Raw genomic sequence first — 20,144 nt, forward strand, 5'->3', positions numbered from 1 at the left:
CTCAGTCCGCGACCGGGCGGATCGCGCCGGGGAAGTATTCCCGCTGGCGGATCACGCGATAGGCGCCGGGGCCGAGCGCGATCGGCCCGTGCTCCTCGTGACCGAGCCGGCCATAGCCCTCGATCAGCAGGAAGAGCTGCCCCGGGTCGTCGGGCGGGCAGAGCATGGAGACCCGCTCACCCGTGATGACGTGGGCGTGCCCGGTCGCCTCGCCGAGCGCCAGCACCATGCGGTTGCGCCGATCGCGCGGTGCCTGCATCAGCCCGGATGGCAGATCCTCGCGATCCATCGGCATGACAAGCACGTCGCCCTGTCGGTACATCGGTTAGCTCCGTCGATTGTGGGAAGGTGGCTGACGGAGCCTAGCGACCGGGTGTGACATTGCCCAGTCGAGGTGCGTCGGCGAAGAGTTCCTCCAGCGTGAGCGCCACACCGTCGTCGTCGTTGCTCGCCGTGATCCGGTGCGCCGCCGCGAGCACGGCCGGATGGGCGTTGGCGACGGCGACCGCTGTCCCGGCCCAGCGCAGCACCGACAGGTCGTTGGGCATGTCACCGAAGGCGATGACCTGCTCCGGCCCCACGCCCCACCCGGCGCAGAGCCGGGCCAGAGCATCCACCTTGGAGACTCCTGCCGCGCTGATCTCGATCAGCCCTTTCCCGCCGGAGTGGGTGATGTCCACCTCCGCCAGCAGCGAGCGCAGCCGGTCCAGCACGGCGTCGGTCACCGGCTCCGGCGTCCAGGCCAGCAGTTTCACGCAGGATTCGGCGGCCCAGAGCTCGTCGAGCGTCTCGGCGGGGAAGCGCTCGCGGTCCCGGGTCGCGACATGCCCGTATCCGGGGCCGATCAGCGCCCGATGCCCGGTCTCCACGGTGAAGGTGACGCCGGGAAGGGCCGACACGAGCAGGGCAGCGGTGCGCCGGGCGGTCTCGAGCGGCAGCGGGCCGACGATCTCCATCGCGTCGGTGCCGAGGTCCGCCACGATCGCGCCGTTGGAGCAGACCGCGACGCCGCTGATCCCCGCCTCGGCGGCGAGCATCCGGGTGAAGCGCGGCGGCCGCGCGGTGACGACCACCACGCGCGCTCCGGCCGCCGTCGCCCGGGCCAACACCGCCACGGTACGCGCGGAGACCGTCGAATCCGACCGCAGCAGGGTGCCGTCAAGGTCAACCGCTATGACGCTGATCATGCCCGGCAGGATAGCCGAAATGTGGATCACCCCTATCCGCAGCACGACAAATCAAGTAAAACGTGCACATGACTGAATCTGTGCTCGTTCGGCGGGCCACCCCGGCCGACGCCGCCGACCTGGCCACCATGATGAGTGAGGCCTTCATGGCCGACCCCGTCGCCACCTGGGTCTTCCCCGAGACCGACATGCGCCGAAAACTGCACCCGGCGTTCTTTCGGATCTTCGTGGACCTCGCCATCGCGGAGGGCGTGGCTCTCACCACCGACGACCTCGCCGGGGTGACCCTCTGGTACGCCTTCGACCCCGCCCACGAACCCGACGACCCCGAGCCGTTCCGGGACCTGTTCCGCGAGGCGCTCGACCCCTACCACGCCGACCGGTTCCTCGTTCTGGACGACCTGATGGGCGGCAACCACCCCCACCACGCCGCCCACGACTACCTCGGCTTCGCCGCCGTGGACCCCGATCGGCAGGGCCAGGGCATCGGGGCGGCCCTGATCAGCCACCGTCTCGCCGAGCTATCCGCCGACCTGCCCGCCTACGTGGAGGCGAGCTGCGAACGCAACGCCCGCCTCTACGCCCGCCACGGCTTCCAGCACCGCTCCCCCCAGCTGACCCTCCCCGACGGCCCCACCATCCACCCGATGTGGCGCCCCGCCCCGTAACCCCCAGAAAATCGCGTTGATCAAGGGAAGACTCGCCATCCGGGGTGTCCGATTCGCGGCGAGTCTTCCCTTGATCAACGCGGAATGAGGGCGGGACGGGGGCGCGGCGGGGGTGGGGGTGAGGGCGGGGGTGGGCGTCACAGCGGCTGGGGCTTCCTAGGAGGCTGGACTGCATGGTCTGGCGGGGTGCGGTATAGGTCGGCCATCAGCTCCACCAGGGCGTTCAGTGCGGGGTGGGGATCCTCGCGCCACCATGCGGCTACCACCGGGATCGGCGGGGTGCCGGGGATCGGGCGGTAGCGGACGCCGGGCCTCGGGTACTGGGCCGCCGTCGACTCCGCCGTCACGCCGATCGCCTCCCCCGCCGCGATCACCGCCAACCAGTCGTCGATGTCGCCGGTGTGCATGACCTTGCGGGGCTGGGCGTCCTCCGGCCACAGGGACAGGGTCGTGCTCCCCGTACGCCGGTCGATCACCACTGTCCGTTCGGCCAGTTCGGACAGGCGGATCGCTCGTCGGCGGGCCCATGGATCGTCGGTGGCGATCGCGCTGAACCGCCGTTCCAGACCGACCACGGCGGAGGCGAACCTGCGGTCGTCCGGCGGTACGCGCAGCACCGCGACATCGCACGCGCCCTCGGCGAGCCCCGACGTCGGCGAGTTGGTGCGCACCAGGACGAGCTTCGTCTCGGGGTGGCGCTGCGCCCATCGGCGCTGCAACGGGACCGTGTGCTCGCCCAGCGCCGCCCAGGCGTACCCGACGCGGATCTCGCCCAGGCCGAGCTGCGCGGCCTGGACGAGCAGGTCGAGCCCGGCCAGGACGCGGCGCGCGTGGCCGAGCACCCGCGTGCCGGCGGTGGTGAGCGAGACCGCGCGGGTGGTACGCCGAACCAGCAGCACGCCGAGCGCGGCCTCCAGCCCGGCGACCGTGCGGGAGACCCCGGCCTGGGAGATGCCCAGCTCGGCGGCGGCATCGGTGAAGCTGCCCGCGTCCGCGAGGGCGACCAGGCAGCGCAGGTGGCGCAGCTCGACATTCATGACCAGAGTGTATGAATGTCGCCGCCTATGCATTTCTCGAATCACTGCGAGCGGTGCAGGCTGTGCCCATGACCACGATCGCGCCGCCCGCCGCCGCACCCACGACCGGCCTCGCCGGCGGTGTCGCCGCGCTCGCCGCCAGCGGACTCTCCAACCAGGTCGGCGCGGCGACCGGTGCCCTCGCCTTCCCCGTCATCGGCCCGGTCGGGGTGGTGAGCATCCGGCAGTTCGTCGCGGCGGGCGTGCTGATGGCGACCGTGCGGCCGCCGCTGCGCAGCTTCACCCGGCAGCAGTGGTGGCCGGTGCTCTGCCTCGGTCTCGTCTTCGGCACGATGAACCTCACGCTCTACGCCGCGATCGACCGGATCGGGCTCGGCCTCGCCGTCACGCTGGAGTTCCTCGGCCCGATGGCGATCGCGCTCGCGACGACCCGGCGCCGCTCGGGGCTCGCCTACGCACTCGCCGCCGCCGTCGGGGTGGCGATCCTGTCCCGGCCCCAGCCGACCACCGATTACCTCGGCATCGCCCTCGGGCTCGTCGCCGCCGCCTGCTGGGCCGCTTACATCCTGCTCAACCGGGTGATCGGCGCCCGCCTGCCGGGGCTGCAGGGGACGGCCGCCGCAGCCGGGTTCTCCGCGCTGCTCTACCTGCCCGTCGGGGTGTGGGTGCTGATCGCCCATCCGCCGACGCCGGCCGCACTCGGCTGCGCACTCACGACCGGGGTGCTCTCGTCGATCGTGCCCTACGCCGCCGACATCATCACGCTGCGCCGGGTGCCGCCGCACCTGTTCGGCATCCTGATGAGCATGAACCCGGTGATCGCGGCACTGGTCGGGCTCGTCGTGCTGCACCAGGTGCTCGGGTGGAGCGAGGTCGTGGCGATGGGTCTGATCGTGCTCGCCAACGTCGCGGCGGTCGCCTCGTCCGACTGACGTGGCCGCATGCCGGAACGCCGCCGCGGCCCGGCGAGCCGGGCTCCAGGCATGCTGCTCGTCGAGGCCCGGACCGCCTCCTCGTCACCGGCCTGGCGGACGACCTCGCCGCCGCCCGCACCATCGAACGCAACGGCGGCGTCCTCGAAAGCCTCCGCGACACTCCGCACGGCCGGGGTGCGGCGCTACTAGATCGCCCGGGACCGCTGACGGCCGCCCCGGCGCCGGCGCAGCAGCAGGGCGCTCGCGGCACCGATCGCGAGCGGTGCCGGCAGGAACCCCACCGCGACCGAACCGCTGGCGTCGAGCAGTGCACCGTCCACAGCGGACCCCGCAGCGCTGCCGACCGCGAACGCCGTCGCCACCCAGGCGAACGACTCCGCCGCCGTCCCCGCCGGGGCGACCTTGTCGGCCGAGATGAAGACCGCGGTGAGCATCGCGGGCAGCCCCGCACCGCTCACCACCAGGAGGACCACCATCACCGGCAACCCCGGCACGAGGAGCAGCGGCAGGTAGCTCACCGCCAGCAATCCCACGATCCCCGGCAGGCTCCGCCGCAGGTCAGCGGGTTGATGCCGGGCGAAGAGCAGTCCGCCGATCAGCGCACCCGTCGCCTGCGCGGCGAGCAGCCAGCCCGCCCACGACCGTGACCCGGCCGCCTCCGCGTAGCCCGTCACCGCCACGACCGTGCTGCCGACACCCGCTCCCACCAGCAGCGTCGCGGCGAGCAGCAGCCGCAGCGCCGCCGACCGCAGCGGCCCGGCCCAGTGCCGCGGCACCGTCTCGCCCCGCCACCGGTTCACGACCGGCGCGGTGGCGAAGATCAGCGTTCCCACGAGCTGCACGACGCCGATCGCGACGAGCCCGCCCACCGATCCACCGAGGCCGATCGCGCCCAGCGCCAGCACCGGCCCCACGATGAAGATCAGCTCCTGCGCGGTGACATCGACCGTATAGGCCACGTGCACCAGCTCCGGCGGCACCAGGTCCTTCCACAGCACCCGCAGGCACGACTCGAACGGCGGCGCGCCCACCCCGATCAGAACTGCCGCGACCAGCATCGCAGCCGTCCCCGGCCGCAGTGCCGTGACGATGAGCCCCAGGGTGGAGAGCGCCACGGCCGCCCACAGCACCGGTGGTTGCCGCCACCGGTCCGCCAGCCTCGACAGCAGCGGCTGCCCGATCGCCGTCCCCGCGCTGTAGGCCCCCACCACCAGCCCTGCCAGCCCGATCGACATCGTCTCGCGCGCGAAGAGCAGCAGCACCAGCGGCGCCGCCCCCAGCGGCAGTCGCCCGATCAGGCTCCCACCCAAAACCCAGACCACCTGGGGTGTACGCAGAAAGCCACCCACACCGGACACGACAACTCCTAGATCAACTCGCAGACGGGGTCCTGGTGAAGCGGCCCGGTCAGGGAGCGAAGTCCCCGCGTTCGTGATCGTTGCCGTAGAGCGGCAGGTCAGGAGTGATCCACTGCGCGTAGGCGGCATCCAGCGAGATCACCCCGCCACCCTAGCGCGCCTGAGAAGCATCCCGAATCCTGCCCACCTCCACTCTTAGGACCAACTCTTGAAGAGTTGCGGCGATCTTGGCCAGGAGTGCCGTCCCACACTCCCGCATGATCGCGCTAAAACCCTGAAACTGCGCGAATCTTGGGCACACGAAGGGCCTATTTCCGGGAAGCAACGCGATCAAGCTCGGCGGCAGAGCTCAGGTGCGGGCGGACCAGGTGGCGTACATGCCGGCGTAGTGGCCGCCCGTCGCCACCAGTTCAGCGTGGGAACCGGACTCCAGGATCCCCGAGGCGTCGACCACGATGATCCGGTCGGCCCGCATCGCCGTCGACAGCCGGTGCGCGATGAGCAGCGCCGTGCGCCCGTCCAGCAGCCGGTCCAGTGCCCGCTCGACGAGCAGCTCGGACCGCAGGTCCAGATTGGAGGTCGCCTCGTCGAGCACCACCACCCGCGGCTGCGCCAGGAAGGCCCGGGCCAGCGCGAGGAGCTGCCGCTGCCCCGACGAGACCGACTGCCCCCGCTCGTGCAGGGGTGCGTCGAGGCCTAGCTGCGTACGCTCGACCAGCTCACGAAGGCCGACGGCATCGACGGCGGACCAGATCTCGTCGTCGGTCGCCTCCGGCCGGGCGAAGGCGATGTTGTCCCGCAGGGAGCCGACGAACATGAAGGGCTCCTGCGGTACGACACCGATCTGCCGGCGCAGCGACGCGAGGGTGACGCTGCGCAGGTCGACGCCGTCGATGAGGATCCGCCCCGAGTCGGGGTCGTGCAGCCGGGTGACGAGCTTGGCGAGCGTGGACTTGCCCGCGCCGGTGGGTCCGACCACGGCGAGGGTCTCCCCCGGTGCGATGCGCAGTTCGACGTCGCGGAGCACGGGACGGCCCGGCTCGTAGCCGAACGTGACGCCGGAGAAGACGATCTCCCCGCGTACCCGCGGAAGGGGTTGGGCCTGGGGGGTTTCCGGGACCGTCGGCGCTGCCGCGAGCAGCTCGCGGAGCTTGAGCACCGCGGCCCGGCCCTGCTGGTAGTTGGTGTAGAGCTGCACGAGCTGCTGCACCGGCGCGAAGAACGCGTTGAGGTAGAGCACGAACGCGGTCAGCTCGCCGATGCGCAGATCGCCGTCGAGGACCATGTTGCCGCCGATGAGCAGCAGAGCGGCGAGGCCGAGCATGCCGATCACGGAGGTGCCGGGCCCGTAGATCGCGTTGATGTGGCCGGTGAAGTCGTTGGCGTCGCGGTAGGCGCCGACCACCGCGCGGTGCGCGGCCGTGTTGCGCTCCTGGCGGTTGTGGGCGGTGATGACGCGTACGCCGTAGAGGTTCTCCGACAGGTCCGAGAACATCGCACCGATCGTGTCGCGCTGCCTGCGGTAGCCCACGTCCGACGCCTTGCGGAACCACAGCGACGCCACGAGCAGCAGCGGCACCACGAGGAAGAGGGTGATCGACGCGAGCTGCACGTTGTAGCTGAAGAGCACCACGGTGACCACGACCATGGTGAGCCCCTGGACCGCGAACTGCGCCAGCCCCTCCTGGAAGAGCTGCTGCAGCGCCTCGACGTCGGAGGTCATCCGGGTCATGATGACCCCGGCCTTCTCCCGCGTGTAGTAGTCCATGGAGAGGCGCTGGAGCTGCGCGAAGACCCGGACGCGCAGGTCGCGCATCGTGTCGGCGGCGAGTCGGCCGGTCTGGCGCATCCGGGCGCCGGACGCGGCCCACCCGGCGATGACGGAGGCGGCGAAGAGCCCCGCGGCGAGCAGCACGATGTCGAAGTCGCGGGGGACGATGCCGTGGTCGATCCCGATCTGCACGAGCAGCGGACCGGCCTGCAGCAGCAGCGTCTCGACGATGACGAGCGCCACGGCGACGGCGAAGGTCCGGCCGTGGCCGCGGATCAGCGACACCATGGTGAGCGGGCCGGTACGCGGTGGCTGGTGGGTGAAGGTGTCGGCGGGTTCCGCGTGGTCGGGCTCGCTGCGTTCGAGCTTCGCCACCCCGGCCATCAGCTCGGCCGGGATGCCCGCGAAGGGCAGTCCCTCGCCCGCTCCGACCTGCCGTCCGCCGCCTCGGTTGACGCCGATGCCGCCGAGGCCGCCCATGGGTGCGCTGCCGGGACCCGCGCCGGGGCCGCCGAATCCGCCACCGAACATGCTCATGCCGTCACTCCGTCGGTGTCGTGGTGCCGGGATCCAGCGGCGGCCGGGCCGCCCGGTGGCCGCGCCGACGGCACCAGCTCTTGAGCCGATGGCACCAACTCTTGAAGAGTTGCGCCGATCTCGGCGCCGCCCGCGGTGCCGCCGCCCGCGAAACCGCCGCCCGCAGCACCGCCGCCCCCGGTGCCGCCGGCAGCCGGGACGCCGGGCGGAGTGACGCCGAGGTCGGCCGCCCCGTCCGGGTCGATCGAGGCGAGGACCGCGCCGTAGCGGGGCTCGCTCACGAGCAGTTCGTCGTGGGTGCCGGTCGCGAGCACCCGGCCGCCGTCGATGAGGACCACCCGGTCGGCGAGCGCGATCGTCGACAGCCGGTGCGCGACGATGATCGTGGTGCGGTCGGTGAGCAGCGCCGACAGCGCCGAGTGGATCCGCTTCTCCACGGTCACGTCGACCGCGCTCGTCGCGTCGTCCAGGACCAGGATCGGCGGGTTGACCAGCAGCGCTCTGGCGATGGCGAGGCGCTGGCGCTGGCCGCCGGAGAGCGTGTAGCCGCGCTCGCCGACGACGGTGGCGTACCCGTCGGGGAGTTCTCGGATGAAGCCGTCGGCCCCGGCGGCGATGGCCGCGGCGATCACGTCGGCGGCGTCCGCCCCGGGCCGGCCGTAGGCGATGTTGTCGTGGATCGAGACCGAGAAGAGGAAGGGCTCGTCGGGGACGATGCCGATCTGGTCGCGCAGCCCGGCGAGCTCGTAATCGCGCACGTCGCGGCCGTCGATGGTGATCCGGCCGGCGTCGGCGTCGTAGAAGCGGGCGAGCAGCTTCGCCACGGTCGACTTGCCGGAGCCGGTGGCGCCGACGACGGCGACCGTCTCACCCGGCTCGACCCGCAGGTCCAGGCCGTGCAGCGCTTCGGTGCCGTTGGGGTAGGTGAACTCGACGCCGTCGAAGACGATCTCGCCGCGGATGCGGGCCCGGACCGGGTCGGCCGCCTCGACGATCTCCGAGGAGGTGTCGAGCACCTCGTAGATGCGGTGTGCGGAGGCGGCGGCCCGCTGACCCATCATGATCATCATGCCGAGCATCCGGAAGGGCGGCTGCAGCATCAGCACGTAGGAGTTGAAGGCGACGATCGCGCCGACCGAGGTGTGCCCCTCGATCACCATCCAGCCGCCGCAGAGCAGCACCAGCGCCATGCCGAGGCGGGGCAGGCTGTCCAGCGTCGGCGACCAGCGGCTGCGGATCACCGCATCGCGCCGGTACGCCCACCGCACCCGGTCCGCCGCCTTCGCCAGGAGCGTGAGCTGCCGCTGCTCGCCCGCGAAGGCCTTGACGATCCGGACGCCGTTGATGTTCTCGTCGACGATCGTGGCGACACCGGCGAGGCGGGACTGGATCAGCCAGGAGACCGGGAAGATCGCCTTGCGCATGGAGACCCCGAGGATCGCGATGACCGGCATGGCGAGCATCGCGACGATCGCGAGCGGCACGTTGATCGAGAGCATCAGGATGAAGGCGAAGATCGCAATCGTGCACTGGACCAGGATCGACGGGCCGAAGGCGAGGTACATCTGGACGGCGCGGATGTCGGAGCTGGAGCGCGACATCAGCTCGCCGGACTGCACCCGGTCATAGAAGCCGAACGGCATCCGGACCAGGTGCGAGAAGATGATGTTGCGCATGTCGTACTCGATCTCGTACGCCGTGCGCAGCAGGTAGCGCCGGGCCAGGTAGTTGATGACGCCCCCGGCGATCGCGAGCCCCGCCACCCACCAGACATATGTCGTCAGCGGCGCGGTCCGTGCCACCAGCGCGTCGTCGATGCCGATGCGCACCATGTTGGGGATCTGCACCTGCACGATGAGGCCGATCAGCGAGAGCCCGAGGGAGGTCAGCAGCAGCCATCGGTGCGCCTTGACCAGCGGCAGGGCCCGGCGCAGCCAGGACTTGGTGACATCGGGATCGATCGCCGCGGTGGGGGTGCGGTAGCGCGACGTGGTCACAGGCGTCCTTACCGAGACGAGGTGGAAAATCTAGTCGTTAGCTAGGCTACGCATTATTCCCATCTTCGGTCGGCCCGGGAAGAGCCCGCGAGAGTGACGTAGCTATCCACCGAGATCCGTTAACAGACACGCAGAAGTGCCCGCGCGGGGAGCGCGGGCACGGCAGTTCCGGAGTGCGGGGTCTAGCGCACGCCCGCGAAGCTGGACGACGACGGCGCAGCCGAGGTCGACGGGCTCGGCGAGGTCGGCACCGACGGCGACGACGTCGGGGTCGAGGTCGGCGAGGTCGTCGGGGACGGGGACGGCGAGCTCGTGCGGTTGAGGTTGTTGTACATCTGCGTCGTCAGCGAGTCGGCGAGGGCCGGGTCGGACTCGTTCACGATGAGCAGGGTGTTGCCCTGACCCGTGACGTTGACGTTGGCGACACAGGACTGCGCCACATCGAGCGACATCGAGGCGCCGGGGGGCATCTCGAAGCGGCGCACCAGCTCGGCCTCGGCCGATCCGGCCGTGACGTTGAAGGTGGTGGTGCCGGTGACCGAGTAGCCGACCGTACCCGGCAGGGCCGGACCGGTCCGCGCCTTGTAGGTCACGTTACCGGTGACCGGGGTCTGCCCGGCGAAGGTCACGGTGCCCCGGGCACAGGGCGCCAGCGCCGCCTTGACCCGGTCGACCAGCGCCTGGTTGGCACCGGTGGGGATGTTCAGCGCCAGCTGGCTGAAGTTGTCGTTGTGGTCCTCGTGCACCCGGGTGCCGTACTGGACGTAGCCGTCGAGCTGGTTGAGCGGCTTGCCGAGGGCGTCGGCGAGGTAGGTCTCGCAGGACTTCGGCGCGAAGGTAACGCCCTGCGCGGCGACGAGGCCGCCGAGCTCGGCCGCCTGCTTCACGGTCATCGGGCCCTGGACAGACCGGGTGGCGGGCTGCCCGGCGATGGGAACCAGCACGGAGCGCAGGTCGGTGGCGTTGAGGCCGACGGAGACTCCCTGGACGCCGTCGGGTGCCGCGGTGGGTTGCACCGACGAGCACGCCGCGGCTGCGGCGATGACTGCGGTCGCCAGAGCGAGTACGGCGCCACTCTTGATCATCTTGCCACGTGTACGCATGATCTTGTCCGATCTACCCGCCCGGTAGGGCAGGCGCGAGAGGTGGTGGGTGACTGGCCAGTCCTTACAGAAACCAAGTGTCCTGTCTGGACGGAGCCCGGGCACCTCCCGCGTTGCCATGGCGACCGATGTGGACGGTCCACGGCGGAATCGAATAACGGGTGCCGTGCCCGCGCCGGTGGCGCGAGCACGGCGATCCGCCGGGCTCACGGCCGCACCGATCCTGACCGATCCGGAGCGACCGTGAGCAGCCTGCGGGTTAGTTGATCGTCTTGACGCCCTTCAGGTTGTTGTACATCTGGGTGGTGATCGAGTTGGCGAGCGCCACGTCGGACTCCTGGACCACGAAGAGCGTGGTGCCGGTGCCGGTGATGTTGACCTGCTCGACACACGCCTCCGAGGAGTCGACGTTGAGCTGGGCACCCGGCGGGAGCTCGTAGTTCTCGACGATCTTCGCCTCAGGCGTACCCGGCTTGACCGCGAAGCGGGTCATACCGGTGATCGAGTAGCCGACGGTTCCGGCCAGCGCCGGGGTCGGGCGCTCCACGTAGGACACCTGGCCGGTGACCTTGCCGTCGAGCGTGACGGTGCCGGTGGCGCAGGGCTTGAGGGCCTCGCGCACCTTGTCGATCACGGCCTGGGTGACACCACCCGGGATCTCGACCGCCGCCTGGATGAAGTTGTCCTTGTGGGTGTCGTGGTCCCGGCTGCCGTACTGGATGTACCCGTTGAGGTCACCCATGTTGCCCAGAGCGCGGGCGAGGTAGTCGCCGCAGTTGGCGGGCGTGAACACGACGCCCTTCGGCGACGTCATGGCACCGGACTCGGCGGCCTGCTTCAGCGTCAGCGGGCCCGCCGAGGAGCGGGTGTCCGGCTGGGCCGACAGGGGGACGAGCGCCGAGCGCAGGTCCACCGATTGGGCCACGGTCACGGCCTGGACATCCTGCTTCGGCGACGCGGCGGGCTGCGACGAGGAGCAAGCAGCCGCGGTGGCGATCAGGCCGACGGCCAGCGCCAGGGCGGCGCCCCGGCCGATCAGATTGCTACGCATATGTGTGTCCCATCCTCCTGCCCGTTCGGGGCAGGTGCGCGAGTGGTGGAGACCGGCCGGTCTTTGTTGCACTCACAGTCTCCGGTCCCACCGGGGTGGTCCACACCTCTTGCGTTGCCATGCCCGAGCGGCCATGGCCACGGGTATGGCCAGGCGAGCGACACATCAGCTGGAAGACGACGGTCGATCGCCTGGCCGGCAGGATCGGGATAGCACTATCGCCGCCGGTACGCAGCGTCCCTGACCGATAGCGGGTGGTAGCCGGCGTCGGCCGGGTTGAGCGTCACGCCGGGCGGGACGATCTCGTCGATCCGGTCCAGGATCTCCGGGCTCAGCGTCACCTTGACCGCTCCGAGCTGCGACTCCAGGTGCTCCAGCGTGCGCGGGCCGATGATCGCCGAGGTGACCGCCGGGTGCTGGAGCACGAAGGCGAGCGCCAGGTGGATCAGCGAGATGCCCGCCTCGTCGGCGAGCGCGGCGAGCTGCTCCACCGCGACCAGCTTCGACGCGTTCGCCGGTGTCGTCGGGTCGTAGCGCTCGGGCATCCGGCTCGCCCGCGAGGAGATCGGCGCGGTGAGCTCCCTGGAGTAACGCCCGGACAGCCAGCCGCCGCCGAGCGGGCTCCACGGCAGCACCGCCAGGCCGTACTGCTGGGCCACCGGCAGCACCTCGCGCTCGATGCCCCGGGTGAGGATGGAGTAGGGCGGCTGCTCGGCGACGACCCGCTCGCGGCCCCGTCGCTGCGCGATCCACTGCCCCTCGACGATCGCCGAGGCGGGGAAGGTCGAGGTACCGATGTATCGGATCTTGCCCTGGTGCACCAGATCGCTCAGCGCGCCGAGGGTCTCGTCGAAGTCGGTGTCCGGGTCCGGCCGGTGCACCTGGTAGAGGTCGATCCACTCGGTCTGCAGCCGGGTCAGGCTCGCCTCGACCTCGCGGATGATCCAGCGTCGGGAGTTGCCCCGGTGGTTGGGGTGCTCGCCGATCTGCATGTGGAACTTGCTGGCGAGAAAGACGTCGTCGCGGCGCCCGGCGAGCGCCTTGCCGACGATGATCTCCGATTCGCCCTGCGAGTAGACGTCGGCGGTGTCGACGATGTTGATGCCCTCGTCCAGTGCCCGGTGGATGATCCGGATGCCGTCGGCGTGGTCGGCGTTGGCGCGCGAACCGAAGTTCATCGCGCCCAGGGTCAGCGGGCTGACCTTGACGCCGGTGCGGCCGAAGGGTCGAAGCTCGGTCATGGTGCTCCTCTGTGCGGTTGCGGTCCGCGGTTCACACCGGCTCACCCCGCAAAACCCCATCTGGGTACGCGGGAAGGCGCCATTGCCGCGGGGGCCGGTGCCGGGGAGAACCTAGCCAGCCAATTCCCACCAGGTCAATAGGAATTGACGGCGGATAACAGTCCGTTCACAACGATGGCGGCGGCACCGGTCGACCGGCACCGCCGCCATCCCGTGCGGCTATGCCTTGGCGGTGCGCTCCGCGGCGAGGGTGCGCAGCTCCCCCAGCGTCGTGCTGAACCCGTTGCCGTAGGCGGCCTGGTCGGCGGTCCGCAGCCCGGCGACGCTCATCGTCTTCGACCTGGTCGTGGCGGTCGACGTACCGTCAGCGCCGGCAACGTCGAAGACGCCGAAGTCCCAGCTCAACGTCGCGAAGGTCGGGTCGTCCTGGGTGTCGCCGCCCCGGGCCAGGTAGAGCACGGTCGCCTGACCCGGCTCCAGGGTCGACATCTGCACCGTGTCGATCACCCCCGGGGTCGCCCTGGTCAGGGCGATCTCGGCACCGGCTCGGACGGTGGTGCCCGGCGCGGCGAAGAGCACCTCGTCGACGCGGTAGGCGGCCCGGCCCTCGGTCACCTTCACCACGGCACCGCGCACGATCAGGTCGGCCGCGTCGGTGAGTTCCTGCACCGTGCCGAAGCCGCGGAGCTTGCCGTTGCGGGGTGCGTCGCCGGTGGCCGGGGTGGGTGCCGCACTCGTCGCGGCGGCGCTGGTCGGGGCCGCCGCCACCGGGCTCGCCGGAGAACCGCAGGCCGAGGCGGCGGCGAGCAGCAGCGCTGCGGCGGGCACCGCCACCAGCAGGCGGCGGGCGGACTGGGCGTGGTTCGGGATCATGACGCTCCTCGGGTCGGTCGACATCGCACTTTCACCCGTTATCTGTGCGGCACCGTCGCTCGAGTTCCCACATTCTTTTCGGCGCCGCCCGGTCGCGACCACGCCATGCCACGGCGTCGCGCGGCCACGATCGTCGCGCGGCCACTATCGTCGCAACTCTTGAAGAGTTGGTGTCATGGGCCGGCGAGTTCGCGCAGCTCGTCGAGGCTCGCGCTGAATCGCCGTTGCGGGGCGGCCGGATCCGGGGTACGCAGCCCGGAGACCGACATGGTCGACGACCGGGCGGTCGCGGTGTCGCCGGTGACGTCGAAGATCCCGAAGTCGCCGCTGAGCGGGCGGTAGACACCGTCGTCACCCCGAGCCAGGTAGACGACGACCTGCTGCCCCGCCGCCAGCGCGGACATGCCGAGCCGCTCGGAGAGCGACATGTCGAGCCCGATCTCGGCACCCGCGACGACCCGCAGACCGTCCCTCGCGAGCAGGACCTCGTCCACCCGCAACCGCACCGGGCGGTCCGATCCGGCCACGGTCCCGCGTACCACCAGGTCGGCAGCCGCCGTGAGCTCCGCGACCGTGCCGAAACCGCGGATCTTGGCCGGGCCGGGGTCCTCGCTCGTGCCGAGCGTGTCGCTCGGCGACGGGGCGCCGATCACGACGCCGCTGCCCCGGTCGGCGAGGACTCCCCCGGCGACGATGCCACCGGCGAGCACGATCGCGACGGCTCCGAAGGCGAGTGCCGGGCGCCACCGCGCCACCGCCCGACGGGGAGCCGGCGCCGTGTCGCGCTCGATGGCGGCCATCAGCTTCGCCCGGTGGTGCAGGTGGCGGCCGGGTGGCAGCTCCCGCTGCCCCGGGTCGGGCAGCACGGCGGCGAGCTCCGCCCACTCGGGCTCGTCCTGCGGTGACCGGGTGCTCATCGATTGCCCTCCTGCGCTGGCCGCGAACCGTTCTCACCTGTTGTCTGTCCGGCCGGGGCCGACGGGTTCCCGTGGAGCTGCGCGTCGACGAGCTTGCCGAGCCGGGCCCGGCCCCGGGACAGCCGCGACCGCACCGTGCCGACCGGCACCCCCAGCGCCCGGGCGGCGCTCTCGTAGTCCAGGCCCTCCCAGAGGCACAGCGTGATCACCTCCCGCTCGTGCGGCCGGAGCAGCGCGAGCGCGGCCACGGCGGCCCGGATCCGGCGGGCGTCGTCGAGCTGCCCCGCGACCTGCTCGGCGTGGTCCGGGGTCGGCGGCTCCACCGGCAGCGCCGCGGCGGCGGCCCGGTAGCGGCGATTGCTGCGGACGTGGTTGCGGGCCTCGTTGGTGGCGATCCCCAGCAGCCAGGGGCGCAGCGAGCCGCCCTCGTCGCTCACCCGCGCTCGCGACCGCCAGGCCTGCAGGAAGGTCGCCGACATGACGTCCTCGGTGACCGCCCAGTTGGCGGTCAGCCGGAACGCGTGGTTGTAGACGGCCTTCGCGTACCGGTCGAACAGTTCGGCGAAGACACTCGGGTCGCCCGACCGGACCCGTTCCCGGATATTCGACTCCACATCCATCTTCTGTCCGCAGGCTCCCCCCGAGTTCCCGATGACCTGCGTCACACGGCGTGGCCAGGGGCGGAGCAAGCCTACCGTCCGCCCACGCGGGGAAAGACCGCGCCGCCATGGGACCGACTCTTCAAGAGTTGCGGCGATCTCGGGGTGGGCGGCGAGTCCATTCTCGACTGTCGCAAGGGTGACTTGAGGTGGCGACCGGCGGCGGGGATGACGATGGTGAGTCCCTACACGCCCAACGGCTGAGGAGATCATCATGGCCCGATGGAAGCAGGTGGCCGTCGGCGCGTTCGCGCTGGCCCTGGTCACCGCGCTCGTCCCGTCCACCGCGACCAGCGCCGCACCGCCCCCGGCCGCCGCACCACAGCCGGCCGCCGCACCGAACGGCACGGACGACTTCGCCGAGGAGGCGGCCGGGTTCGCCAAGGAACGCGGCATCACCGAGGCCGAGGCCCGCAAGCGGATGGCCTGGCAGCTCGTCGCGCCGGACCTCGACGCCCGGCTCACGACCGACCTGGGCAGCCGCTACGGCGCGCTCTGGATCGACGTGCGCAATGGCGACCGGGTGACGATCGGCGTCACCGGGACGGTCGACGCGGCAGCCCAGGCCACCGTCAAGGCGGCCACGGCGGCGTTCGGCCTGACGGTCTACGACCTCATCCCGGTCAAGCGGTCGTGGGCGAAGCTCTCGGCCGACAACGACTGGCTCGCCGGCGAGGTGATCCGGGTCAACGCGGGGGCGACGGTGATGCTCAGCGCCGGCATCCGCACCGACCTCAACGCGGTGCAGGTCGGCGTACCCGCCGATGGGGTTCTTACCGCCGCCCAGAAGGCGTTCGTGGAGGCGGCCCGGACCCGGCTCGGCGCCGGCCTGGTCTTGGGCACCTCGCCGAGCCGCGGGTTCGAGGCGTTCGCCGGGTGCGACTCGCCCTACTGCGACCCGCCGCTGCGGGGCGGCGTGAAGATCAACTACCCGGGCGTCACCGCCTGCACGCTCGGGTTCATCGCCCAGAGCAAGGTCGACAGCAAGAAGTACATGGTGACCGCCGGGCACTGCGCGATGGACCGCCTCGGCAACTGGTGGAGCAAGAACGCCGGGCTCAGCGAGTTCAAGGTCGGTGCGGTGCACCACTGGATCTTCGACACCTACATCGGCGACATGGCGATCATCCGGATCGACGACCCGTCGGCGATCGGCTGGAACCCGCAGCCCTGGGTGATGGTGACCTGGGGCCTGTCCACCACGGAGAACTTCACCTATCACATCAGCTCCGACAACATGAGCGTCGTCGGGATGCGCATCTGCACCACCGGGATGAAGACCCGGATGAGCAACTGCAGCTACGTCACGGAGCTCGGCCTCACCGCCAACCTCGACGGCCTGCCGATGCGCAACCTGGGCCGCACCGACAACTGCAGCCAGCACGGCGACAGCGGCGCCCCGATGTACGCCAGCCACGTCGGCTACGGCATCCTCGTCGGCGGCGTCGAGGGTGACTGCGACACCGTCTACCAGGGCATCCGGACGGTCGAGCGGGAGCTGAACGTCAACATCCTGCACTGACCGCACGATCACCACAGCTTTCAAGAGTTGCGGCGATCGTGGGTGCGAACCACGGGGCGGCGACGCCGCGGGGTGGGAGCAGCGCAGAGCGGGCCGGGAAGTCGCGGATCACCCCCCGCGCCTTCCCGGCCCGCTCGCTCGGCGGTCGGCCGTCACGGCATCCAGGATCCGGCCGGCCGCCGGGTCTAGCTCAGCCCGTTACGGCTGATCACGTCGCTGAACCACAGGGCGCTGTCCTTCGGCGTACGCCGCTGGGTGTCGTAGTCGACGTGGATGATCCCGAAGCGCTGGCCGTAGCCGTAGCCCCACTCGTAGTTGTCGAGCAGCGACCAGGCGAGGAAGCCGCGCAGGTCGGCACCCTGCTGGATCGCCTCGTGCGAGGCGCGCAGGTGGCCGTCGAGGTAGGAGATCCGATCGGTGTCGCGGACCCGGCCGTCGATCACGGTGTCGATGAAGGCCGCGCCGTTCTCTGTGATCATCAGCGGCGTGCCCGGGTAATCCGCGGTGAGCCGCAGCAGCAGGTCCGACAGGCCGGTCGGGTCGATCGGCCAGTCCATCGCCGTCACCGGCTTGACCTGCGGAACGTCGATGATCCCCTCGCTGCCGGGGTAGACGGGGCTGCCCGGCGAGCCGACCTGGGCCCGCACGAGCCCGGCCTGGTAGTAGTTGATGCCGAGCAGATCGATCGGGGCGGAGATCACCGCGAGGTCGCCGTCGCGGATCGCGCCGGCAGCGCGGAACCGTTCGAACAACCGCAGCATGTCCGCCGGGTACGCCCCCCGCAGCACCGGATCGAGGAAGATGCGGTTCTGCAGCCCGTCGATGAGCGTCGCCGCCTCGACATCGTGGCGATCCGCGGGGTTGGCCGGGCTGACCCGGGTCAGGTTGAGGGTGAGCGACACCTCGGCGGCCCCGCCGGCCCGCAGCGCCTGGGTGGCGAGGCCGTGTGCCAGCAGCAGATGGTGGGTGGCGAGGTAGGCGGCCTGGGCGTCCTCACGGCCCGGCGCGTGGATGCCGCTGGCGTAGCCGAGGAAGGCCGAGCACCAGGGCTCGTTGAGCGTGGTCCAGGTGTTGACGCGGTCGCCGAGGCGGCCGTGGACCGCCTGGGCGAGGTCGGCGAAGGCGAGAGCGGTGTCGCGGCTCGTCCAGCCTCCGTGGTCCTCGAGGATCTGCGGCAGGTCCCAGTGGTAAAGCGTGATCATCGGATCGATGCCGTGCGTGAGCAGTTCGTCGACGAGCTTGTCGTAGAAGTCGAGTCCGCGGGTGTTGACCGAGCCGGTGCCGTCCGGCTTGATCCGCGGCCAGGCGATGGAGAAGCGGTAGGTGCCGAGGCCGAGCTGCGCCATGAGGGCCACGTCATCGCGGTAGCGGTGGTAGTGGTCGCAGGCGACGTCCCCGGTGTGTCCGAGGTGGACCTTGCCCGGCGTGCGCGCGAAGGTGTCCCAGATGGACCTGCTCCGACCGTCCTCCTGCGCTGCGCCCTCGATCTGGTACGACGCCGTGGCCGCGCCCCACCGGAATCCCTGCGGGAAGGTCAACTGGTCGACGCCGGTCAGCTCCCGGCCTTCAGTAGTGATGCTCACGCCTTCACCGTTCTCTCACCAATCATCGGCAGACTCGTCGAGCCGGGCCGGCCCCTTGGTGCACGGTGTGTGCGTGGGGGCCGGCCCGGGTGGGGTGTTACAGGAGGGCCTTGACGTCCTTGAGGACCTGGGTCCAGGCCTCGTCGGGGGTCTGCTTGCCCTGCTCGACACGGGTCAGGCCGTTGATGACCGCGGTGTTGACGTCACCGGACTTCGGGCCCATGTACTGCGGCACCATCGTCTTGACACTCTTGGAGAAGATCGCGCCGACCGGGGCGTCGGAGAAGAACGGGTTCTTGAAGTCCTTGATCACCGAGTCCTCGTACAGCGACACCGTCGACGGGAAGTTGCCGACCGCGCGGAACACCTTCGCCTGCTGCTCCGGAGCCACCAGCCACTTCGCCAACTCACTGGCCTCCTTGACGTGCTTGCCCTGCTTGGGCAGCGTCAGGAAGCTACCGCCCCAGTTACCGCCACCACCGGGCACATCAGCGATGTCCCACTTACCCGCGGTGTCCTTGGCCTGCGTCTGGATATACGCCATCATCCACGACGGGCACGCCAGGGTCGCGAACGTCCCCTTCGCCATACCCGTGTTCCAGTCCGGCGTCCACGCCGCGATCTTCGCCGACAACCCCGCGTTCATCGCCTTGATCGTCAGATCCCACGCCGTCTTCACACCCGGCGCGCTGTCCACCACGACCTTGTCACCGTCGTAGATACCCACCGGCTGCTGACCCAGGATCGACCGGTACATCACCGCCGGACCGTCCATGAACTTCGCACCGGGCTTGGCCGCCTCGAACTTCACACCCGTCGCGATGAACTCATCCCACGTCGGCCACAGCTTCGACACCTCAGCCCGGTCCGTCGGCAGACCCGCCTTCGCGAACAGATCCTTGCGGTAGCACATCGCCATCCCGCCGACATCCGTACCCAGACCGATGACCTTCCCATCCGGAGACGACGCCTGCTGCCACTTCCACGCCGGCCACGCCGACTTCAACTCCGCCCCGCCGTACTCCATCCAGTCATAGAACTTCCCCGGCTGCGACGTGAACTGACCGACCCAACCCTCCTCGATCGCCTCGATATCCGCCGCACCACTATTCGTGGCGAGGTGCGCCGCCAGGTTCTTCTGGTGATCCTCGGTCTTCGTGATCCGCTCCACGATCTCGATATTCGGATGCGCAGCCATGTACTCCGTGTACAACGCCTTATACCCGAACTCACCGAACGTCGCGACCGTGAGCTTGACCTTCTCATTACTCGCGGTGTCACTGTCACTGCCACACGCGGCAGTCGTCATGACCAGGGTGGCGGCGAGCAGCGAGCCCGCCACAGCCGCGAATCTGCGCCGACGATCGGCGCCTGAACGTGCTGAGAGCATTGGTGATCCTCCAGAACAAGGGGTTGGAGCGGGTGGGTGCTCGAACTGGAACTGCTGGTTCTGTTCTTGTTGATCTTCCAGAGAGCGCTCCCTGAAGTAACTCAGACATTCGGCCCCTTCCTCGAAACTGTCAAGATGGCGTTGCTGTGTCGTTACAAATTCCGCCATCCTTCGGCCACCCGCGACCAGGGTGGGGAGGGGGTCTCGTAGTCGTCGATCATTCCGAATGTGTCGTGGTCGCATGCCATTCCAACAGCATCTTCACTGACACGATAGCCGAGCGAGCGCTCCCACGGGATCCACCGCCGCCGATGA

General features: G+C 70.3%; 18 protein-coding genes. 4 read left to right on the forward strand and 14 right to left on the reverse strand.

What is annotated here, in order from left to right; translation table 11 throughout:
* Position 1: 1 nt before the first annotated feature.
* Entirely contained in the window at positions 2-322 is a 321-nt protein-coding gene (locus F4553_RS11750; RefSeq protein ID WP_184835362.1) for a DUF8820 family protein, read from the reverse strand.
* A gap of 40 nt (positions 323-362) precedes the next feature.
* Entirely contained in the window at positions 363-1,187 is an 825-nt protein-coding gene (locus F4553_RS11755; protein WP_184835364.1) for an HAD family hydrolase, read from the reverse strand.
* 68 nt (positions 1,188-1,255) lie between these two features.
* Between F4553_RS11755 and F4553_RS11760 the strand changes: the two genes are divergently transcribed.
* The gene (locus F4553_RS11760; protein ID WP_184835366.1) at positions 1,256-1,855 is read left to right on the forward strand and encodes a GNAT family N-acetyltransferase; all 600 of its coding nucleotides are present in this window, start codon (positions 1,256-1,258) and stop codon (positions 1,853-1,855) included.
* A 137-nt stretch (positions 1,856-1,992) separates the two neighbouring features.
* On the opposite strand, the gene F4553_RS11765 is transcribed toward F4553_RS11760, so the two are convergent.
* Positions 1,993-2,892 carry a LysR family transcriptional regulator gene (locus F4553_RS11765; RefSeq protein WP_184835368.1) on the reverse strand — a complete coding sequence of 300 codons (900 nt, stop codon included), beginning with the start codon at positions 2,890-2,892 and terminating at the stop codon, positions 1,993-1,995.
* A gap of 68 nt (positions 2,893-2,960) precedes the next feature.
* Between F4553_RS11765 and F4553_RS11770 the strand changes: the two genes are divergently transcribed.
* Together F4553_RS11770 and F4553_RS11775 are read left to right on the forward strand one after the other, a co-directional pair.
* Positions 2,961-3,824: an EamA family transporter gene (locus F4553_RS11770; protein WP_184835370.1), complete on the forward strand. Its 864-nt coding sequence runs from the start codon at positions 2,961-2,963 to the stop codon at positions 3,822-3,824.
* Positions 3,825-3,833: 9 nt separating this feature from the next.
* Complete coding sequence (locus tag F4553_RS11775; RefSeq protein ID WP_184835372.1) at positions 3,834-4,016, forward strand: hypothetical protein; 183 nt, start codon at positions 3,834-3,836, stop codon at positions 4,014-4,016.
* Here F4553_RS11775 and F4553_RS11780 read toward each other — a convergent pair.
* From F4553_RS11780 to F4553_RS11820, 9 genes are all read right to left on the reverse strand, one after another.
* On the reverse strand, positions 4,013-5,185 hold the full coding sequence (locus F4553_RS11780) for an MFS transporter (RefSeq protein ID WP_184835373.1): 1,173 nt from the start codon (positions 5,183-5,185) through the stop codon (positions 4,013-4,015). The genes F4553_RS11775 and F4553_RS11780 overlap by 4 nt on opposite strands.
* Before the next feature lie 349 nt (positions 5,186-5,534).
* A complete protein-coding gene (locus F4553_RS11785) occupies positions 5,535-7,493 on the reverse strand; it encodes an ABC transporter ATP-binding protein (protein ID WP_184835376.1) in 1,959 nt (652 codons plus the stop codon).
* Positions 7,490-9,490 (reverse strand): ABC transporter ATP-binding protein, encoded by a 2,001-nt coding sequence (locus F4553_RS11790; protein ID WP_184835378.1) that lies wholly within the window; start codon positions 9,488-9,490, stop codon positions 7,490-7,492. The genes F4553_RS11785 and F4553_RS11790 overlap by 4 nt, the downstream gene beginning before the upstream one ends.
* A 182-nt stretch (positions 9,491-9,672) precedes the next feature.
* A complete protein-coding gene (locus tag F4553_RS11795) occupies positions 9,673-10,575 on the reverse strand; it encodes a hypothetical protein (protein WP_184835380.1) in 903 nt (300 codons plus the stop codon).
* Between the two features lie 277 nt (positions 10,576-10,852).
* On the reverse strand, positions 10,853-11,644 hold the full coding sequence (locus F4553_RS11800; protein ID WP_184835382.1) for a hypothetical protein: 792 nt from the start codon (positions 11,642-11,644) through the stop codon (positions 10,853-10,855).
* Positions 11,645-11,859: 215 nt separating this feature from the next.
* On the reverse strand, positions 11,860-12,885 hold the full coding sequence (locus F4553_RS11805) for an aldo/keto reductase (RefSeq protein WP_184835384.1): 1,026 nt from the start codon (positions 12,883-12,885) through the stop codon (positions 11,860-11,862).
* A 219-nt stretch (positions 12,886-13,104) separates the two neighbouring features.
* On the reverse strand, positions 13,105-13,758 hold the full coding sequence (locus tag F4553_RS11810) for a hypothetical protein (protein ID WP_184835386.1): 654 nt from the start codon (positions 13,756-13,758) through the stop codon (positions 13,105-13,107).
* A 173-nt stretch (positions 13,759-13,931) separates the two neighbouring features.
* Positions 13,932-14,675 carry a hypothetical protein gene (locus tag F4553_RS11815; protein WP_184835388.1) on the reverse strand — a complete coding sequence of 248 codons (744 nt, stop codon included), beginning with the start codon at positions 14,673-14,675 and terminating at the stop codon, positions 13,932-13,934.
* The gene (locus tag F4553_RS11820; RefSeq protein ID WP_184835390.1) at positions 14,672-15,289 is read right to left on the reverse strand and encodes an RNA polymerase sigma factor; all 618 of its coding nucleotides are present in this window, start codon (positions 15,287-15,289) and stop codon (positions 14,672-14,674) included. Before F4553_RS11820 ends, F4553_RS11815 begins: the two co-directional genes overlap by 4 nt.
* 259 nt (positions 15,290-15,548) lie before the next feature.
* On the opposite strand from F4553_RS11820, the gene F4553_RS11825 reads away from it, so the two are divergent.
* A complete protein-coding gene (locus F4553_RS11825) occupies positions 15,549-16,856 on the forward strand; it encodes a S1 family peptidase (RefSeq protein ID WP_184835392.1) in 1,308 nt (435 codons plus the stop codon).
* A 185-nt stretch (positions 16,857-17,041) separates the two neighbouring features.
* Here the strand turns inward: F4553_RS11825 and F4553_RS11830 are convergent, their stop codons facing one another.
* Together F4553_RS11830 and F4553_RS11835 are read right to left on the reverse strand one after the other, a co-directional pair.
* Complete coding sequence (locus F4553_RS11830) at positions 17,042-18,439, reverse strand: GH1 family beta-glucosidase (RefSeq protein ID WP_312875166.1); 1,398 nt, start codon at positions 18,437-18,439, stop codon at positions 17,042-17,044.
* A gap of 97 nt (positions 18,440-18,536) precedes the next feature.
* On the reverse strand, positions 18,537-19,829 hold the full coding sequence (locus F4553_RS11835) for an ABC transporter substrate-binding protein (RefSeq protein ID WP_184840620.1): 1,293 nt from the start codon (positions 19,827-19,829) through the stop codon (positions 18,537-18,539).
* Positions 19,830-20,144 lie beyond the last annotated feature (315 nt).

Source organism: Allocatelliglobosispora scoriae, from assembly GCF_014204945.1.
Taxonomy (GTDB): Bacteria; Actinomycetota; Actinomycetes; order Mycobacteriales; family Micromonosporaceae; genus Allocatelliglobosispora; species Allocatelliglobosispora scoriae.